This window comes from Sulfuricurvum sp. (assembly GCF_049305995.1).
Lineage (GTDB): Bacteria > Campylobacterota > Campylobacteria > Campylobacterales > Sulfurimonadaceae > Sulfuricurvum.
In genome coordinates this window covers 1-5,449 of the sequence record NZ_JBAQPS010000301.1, presented here as the reverse complement: position 1 = coordinate 5,449, position 5,449 = coordinate 1, and the positions used below count along the sequence as shown (strand labels likewise).

8 protein-coding genes are annotated in these 5,449 nt (G+C 37.2%); 1 reads left to right on the top strand and 7 read right to left on the bottom strand.

Annotation, left to right across the window (positions count from 1 at the left end; translation table 11 throughout):
* Together WA010_RS10405 and WA010_RS10400 are read right to left on the bottom strand one after the other, a co-directional pair.
* Window positions 1-453 (bottom strand): hypothetical protein (locus WA010_RS10405; protein ID WP_422557047.1); only part of this gene is annotated, 453 nt, incomplete at its 3' end.
* 3 nt (window positions 454-456) lie between these two features.
* Entirely contained in the window at window positions 457-1,743 is a 1,287-nt protein-coding gene (locus tag WA010_RS10400) for a CHASE2 domain-containing protein (protein ID WP_422557046.1), read from the bottom strand.
* Between the two features lie 185 nt (window positions 1,744-1,928).
* On the opposite strand from WA010_RS10400, the gene WA010_RS10395 reads away from it, so the two are divergent.
* A complete protein-coding gene (locus WA010_RS10395) occupies window positions 1,929-2,477 on the top strand; it encodes a hypothetical protein (protein ID WP_422557045.1) in 549 nt (182 codons plus the stop codon).
* Window positions 2,478-2,603: 126 nt separating this feature from the next.
* On the opposite strand, the gene WA010_RS10390 is transcribed toward WA010_RS10395, so the two are convergent.
* The 5 genes from WA010_RS10390 to prfB all read right to left on the bottom strand — a co-directional run.
* Complete coding sequence (locus WA010_RS10390) at window positions 2,604-2,921, bottom strand: type II toxin-antitoxin system RelE/ParE family toxin (protein ID WP_422557044.1); 318 nt, start codon at window positions 2,919-2,921, stop codon at window positions 2,604-2,606.
* Window positions 2,911-3,114 (bottom strand): hypothetical protein, encoded by a 204-nt coding sequence (locus WA010_RS10385; protein WP_422557043.1) that lies wholly within the window; start codon window positions 3,112-3,114, stop codon window positions 2,911-2,913. Before WA010_RS10385 ends, WA010_RS10390 begins: the two co-directional genes overlap by 11 nt.
* Before the next feature lie 51 nt (window positions 3,115-3,165).
* Window positions 3,166-3,762 carry a superoxide dismutase gene (locus WA010_RS10380; protein WP_422557042.1) on the bottom strand — a complete coding sequence of 199 codons (597 nt, stop codon included), beginning with the start codon at window positions 3,760-3,762 and terminating at the stop codon, window positions 3,166-3,168.
* A 91-nt stretch (window positions 3,763-3,853) separates the two neighbouring features.
* The gene (locus WA010_RS10375) at window positions 3,854-4,591 is read right to left on the bottom strand and encodes an arginyltransferase (RefSeq protein ID WP_422557041.1); all 738 of its coding nucleotides are present in this window, start codon (window positions 4,589-4,591) and stop codon (window positions 3,854-3,856) included.
* The coding region (gene prfB, locus WA010_RS10370; RefSeq protein ID WP_422557040.1) for a peptide chain release factor 2 at window positions 4,578-5,449 on the bottom strand (872 nt) is incomplete at its 5' end. The genes WA010_RS10375 and prfB, both read right to left, overlap by 14 nt.

The window sequence follows — 5,449 nt, the reverse complement described above, 5'->3', positions numbered from 1 at the left end:
GGGATAAAATCTTTTACTATCAATAAAAAGCAATTCTTTTGTAACAATAAAGTCTTTTTCTACAATTTTTGTATCATTTTTAGGAATCTCTACATTATATTCAACTGTTTGATTTTTGCTTCCGTCTCCTCTTAATGAAACACCATATTTGGTAGCTTCGGAAGAAGCAAATAATTTTCCCGCGATTGATGAAAAATAATTATTCGTACAAGTCGCTTTAAATGTTTTGATTGGTGTATCTTTAGTGAAAATCAAATTTTTTATTTTTATTTTACCTTGACCATTAATATATGAAACCGTATCACACTCAGCCAATTCAAGAGTTTGATTCTCTTGAAGTTTTTTAGACAACCCATTTATTTGGACAGTAACATCACCATTTAGAACTTTTAAACTTTCTGCTGAAAATAAAAGTCCCGAAGAGAATAAGATTGTAGATAGAATTTTTTTCATTTTTTACCTTTGTTTTTTATTATATCGATATTGAGTTATTAGTTTTATGATCATATCAATCCCTTCAAATAGTGCAAACAATGCCAGCGGAACACTCCAATTAAACCATAGTTTTTGAGCATACAATAGCCAATATGAGATTCCATACATAACTCCCGTCATTATTATTAGTACGGCTGTAAACGAAAAAATTAGTTCTTTCTTTGCAGTAGGCGAAAAACTATTTGGAAAATCGAATATATAATTAAATATAAATGACAAGCAAAATACTAATAATATTGCATACGTAACAGGTAAAGGTTTTAAAGGCCCATTTAAATAACATTGAGTCATAAATGCATTTGCATGGGCTTCTATACCAAATATATTATCTACGTTTGTATTCAAAATATCATTTGAATAATTATAGGCTGCTCCTGTAAAAAGATATGTACCATACTTAATCTCTGCATTTCCATAGTCCAAATTATCAAGCATAGATGCTGATACAATATCCATATTAAACCATTTTGATTGATAGTAGCCACTATTTTTGAGTATTGTTTTTGAAATTATTCGATTTCCTATGATATCTTGCTTTTTGAAATTTGCAGCACCTACAAAAAGTGTATCACCTTTTATTTTTATTTTTTGATTACTAGCTATTGCATACATAGAGAGTGATGCAGCTGGAATATTATTTTCATTTGATATAAGTCTTCTGGATATTCCATCACTGCTTTCACTAAATGAAACACTGACAGGGATTATTGAAGGATTGTTTTTTAAATTCTCATAATATATATTTTGTCTGGCTGTAATTGGAATCAAAATTTTATAATTTCTATTTTTTGATAGAATTTGTAATAATTTTTTATCATCATCAGAAAATTCTTTGCCACCCGGCATTAAAGTATACGTAAGGTCATAATCCAAAAAAACAGCTTTCAAATTTAACTCATGACTTTTAGTATCTAATTTATTTATAAGGTCAGCAAGTTCTCCACGAGGAAATAAATATCCATAGGATGATTCATTGTTTTCATCGATAAGATTTTTTTGTAGTAGAAATTTATTATCCAGTTCAAGTACGATAGTGTTTGGAGCATTATCTATTGATTGTTGAAGTGAAGAATATCCAAGAAATGAAACTATTGGGGGATTCAACAAGGTATCAAATGCTTTGTCTTCAAAATAACTTCGTATAAATTCAGTATTGTGAAAATAATAAACCATAAAATAACATATCGATATTGCTATAGATATGACTAATGATCTTTTTGGCGAAACTTTTTTAAAAATATTAATCATCAACTCTAACTTTTTTAGCTAAATTATAATTAAAATATATTACCGCAAGCGAGCTTATAAAATCAAATTCAGTAATTATTCAAAAAGAGAATATCAAAATGAATTTTAGGAATTTTCCCAAAAACTCCCTTGACTGTATCTTTCGTTAATCTTCTATCATCTTTCGAAACAAAAGGAAACAATTAATGAAAAAAGTGTTGACATTAGGATTAGTGGCTGCTGCGGTGTTAATAAGCGGATGTGCGAACAAAGTTCCAACGTACTCGAATTCCCCTCAAAATATGAGAGCGGTTAAAACCGTAGCATCTTCCTCAGCACCAATCAATATCGGTAAATTTACAGCAACCAATGAAGGTGAATCCAAAGTAATGTGTCGTCTTGCTACCCCGGTAGGGACTCCTGATGGCGTGACGTTTGCAAAATACATCGAAGATGCCCTCTCGACTGAATTAGAAATGGGTAATATGATCGATGCGAAATCAAAAATCACTATTGCGGGCAATCTCGACAGTATCTACGGCAGTACCGTATTGGGCAATGCCTACTGGGAATTCAAACTCAAAGTGACCTCATCCAATGGGAAAAGCTTTGATGTGACATCACGCTATGACTACGAATCCAGTTTCACTGCATACTCTGCGTGCAGTGAGATGCAACGTTCCTATTTGCCAGCGGTGCAAGAGCTTGTCAATAAAATCGTGACCAACCCTCAATTTCCAGAACTACTTAAATAGTAAAACATGGGGAGAATAACTCTCCCCGTTATTTCAATTCTTGTTTTTATTCTTATTAAATCTCTAGAAAAAATGGTCAGATATTTAATCTTCACTTTTTCTTGTTTAAATCTCAAAATTGGGAGTTTATTCTATTTCTGCAATGATGCTATCAAGTAGTGTCTCATCAATACTTTCTATTTCAGATTTGTCGTAAATAATCAAAAATGTAACCGATTCATCGGTGATGGTGTAGTAGTAGGTGCGATAACCGCCGCTTTTGCCTTTGGCTTTATCGCTGTTTTTGATACGGGCTTTGAAGATGTTTTTGCGGATAGAGATGGAGTGACGATGCTCGTTTTCAAAGGATGTCATAAATAAAACTAGATCATCTTTAATATGACGGTATTTTTTCGCTAATTTCTTTACATCGTTATCAAATTCTGGAATCGTATTAAATTTCATTCAATAATTCACTAATAGGACGTGCTTCACCACGTTTTATCTCTTCAAGTGCTTTAGAGACCTTTTGAGCTATTTTCTCTTCTGCCGATGGTTGAGCTTTTACAATCTTGATCTCTTTTTTGGGAAGTTGCCGCAAAAAATACATGACGTGTTCAGCAACGGAATCGGACATTTGCAAGGTTACGGTTTGCATGATTTTGCCTCTTTGTTATTTGTGTAAAATTATAGCGGATTTGGAATTAGCTTATAGGGTTAAATTCTTATTCGCAAACTCCCAATTCAACAGATGATTAATCATCTTATCGATGTACTCCACCCGAGCGTTTTTATAATCGAGATAATAGGCGTGTTCCCATACATCAATGCAGAGCAATGGCTTGATCCCGTGAGCTATCGGTGTATCGGCATTGGAGGTTTTAATGATACTTAGCTTTTTGTTGTCGATAATCAGCCAAGCCCATCCGCTACCGAATTGCGTTAATGCTGCTTCTTTAAACGCTTTGGCAAAATTTTCATAACTTCCAAAATCTGTGTCAATCATGGATGCAATCGCTCCGGTAGGTGTGCCTCCGCCGTTTGGAGTTAGTGAATTCCAATAGAATGTATGATTCCATACTTGTGCCGCGTTATTGAAAATAGCGGTTTTTGTTGTATCATCAGCGGTAAGGAGGATGATTAATTCCAACGATTTGGTTTCGAGATCGCTCTCTTTGATCAGGTTGTTAAGATTCACGACATAGGTATTATGGTGCTTACCGTAATGGTAATCAAGTGTTTGAGAACTGATGTAAGGTTCTAGCGCATTTTTTTCAAACGGAAGTGCAGGTAAAATAATAGCCATAACAAACTCCTCATTAGGGTATGTGGTTATTATAAAATAAAAACAGCTTAGAAGAGGATAAGTTTTTTCAGTAGTTTTGAAATTTAGGTGATTAAATTAACTCATTCCATAGGGGTATTTCATCCTCTTCGGGTCTTCCTTGGAGCTGTAATGAGGGTTGATAGTTAATTTTATAGGCTAGACTTTGGCACCCTTCGACGTAATACCCCAAATAGATCCATTGTAGATTGAGACGTTTGGCAAATTCGATTTGCTGTAAAAGGGTATAGCGTCCTAAGGATTGGGCATTATATTCTGGATCGTAGTAGCAATATAATGAGCTGATACCATGTTTGAGAATGTCTATGAGATCGACGGCGATTAGTTTTTCACCCTCAAAATAGAGCACTTCAAATCCAAAATCACCATGTCCTTGAACAAAGGAGGCGTAGTAGTTTTTAGGATCACTCTTGGGTGCATCCCAATCTCTCGTATGGTGCTTGTAGCGATGGTAGCGATCAAAGAGGCTTAGGTGTTCACGGGTGAGGGTAGGGTGACGAATAACGGTCGTTAAATGGCTATTTTTACGTACAATCCGGCGGTCTGATTTACTCAGTGTATAACCCGGTGCATCGATTTTAAGACTTTCACATGAGCGGCATTCAGAACAGATGGGGCGAAAATACATCGATCCAAAGCGTCGCCATCCCCGTAAAATCAGCGCTTCACATTGCGATTTTGTGCACTCTTGGATAACTTTGTAATGGATGCTTTGGGTATTGCCTGCAATGTAGGAGCACGGCTCATGGAGCGCACACTCTTTTAGGAGGATGTCTTTATTCGTCGTCATCTTTGCGGCTAAGCGAGATGAGGACGCCTTCGATCATTTCATCGATATCCCCATCCAAAATATTACTGATGTTGGAATAAGGGATACCGGAACGGGTATCTTTGACTTGTTGATACGGTGCGAGGACGTAGGAGCGGATTTGGTGACCCCAGCCATTTTCACTTTTTTCGATACCATCCACTGCCGCTTGTTTTTTCTCCATCTCTAGTTCATAGAGACGGGATTTGAGCATTTTAAAAGCGGTCGCTTTGTTTTTGTGCTGAGAACGGTCGTTTTGACACTGTACAACGATCCCTGATGGGATATGGGTGATACGGATTGCCGATTCGGTTTTGTTGACGTGCTGACCTCCCGCACCTGATGCGCGGTAGGTATCGATACGGATGTCGCGGTCTTCGATCTCGATATCGATGTCATCATCGAGCTCAGGAGAGACCATGACCGAGGTAAAACTGGTATGACGTTTAGCGGCAGAGTCGTACGGGCTGATACGAACCAGACGGTGGATACCGTTTTCGTTTTTGAGGTAGCCGTAAACATTGACCCCTTTGATCAGAAGAGCGGCATCTTTGATCCCCGCCTCTTCGCCCGCTTGGTAGTCGAGCATCTCAACCGTAAAATCACGTCTCTCGGCCCAGCGGGTATACATACGAAGTAACATCGAAGCCCAGTCTTGAGACTCAGTTCCACCAGCCCCCGGATGGATAGTAACGATGGCGTTATGGCTGTCGTGCTCACCGGAGAGGAGAACTTCGACTTCCATCGATTTGACATTGTTTTCCAATGCTCCGGCATCGCTGAAAAGAGATTCGATGGTCTCTTCATCTCCCTCTTCTTTTGCCATTTCATACAAATCGA

Coding starts and splice junctions, on each gene's coding strand:
- WA010_RS10400 (WP_422557046.1), bottom strand. CDS start 1,743: ATGATTAATATTTTTAAAAAAGTTTCGCCAAAAAGATCATTAGTCATA.
- WA010_RS10395 (WP_422557045.1), top strand. CDS start 1,929: ATGAAAAAAGTGTTGACATTAGGATTAGTGGCTGCTGCGGTGTTAATA.
- WA010_RS10390 (WP_422557044.1), bottom strand. CDS start 2,921: ATGAAATTTAATACGATTCCAGAATTTGATAACGATGTAAAGAAATTA.
- WA010_RS10385 (WP_422557043.1), bottom strand. CDS start 3,114: ATGCAAACCGTAACCTTGCAAATGTCCGATTCCGTTGCTGAACACGTC.
- WA010_RS10380 (WP_422557042.1), bottom strand. CDS start 3,762: ATGGCTATTATTTTACCTGCACTTCCGTTTGAAAAAAATGCGCTAGAA.
- WA010_RS10375 (WP_422557041.1), bottom strand. CDS start 4,591: ATGACGACGAATAAAGACATCCTCCTAAAAGAGTGTGCGCTCCATGAG.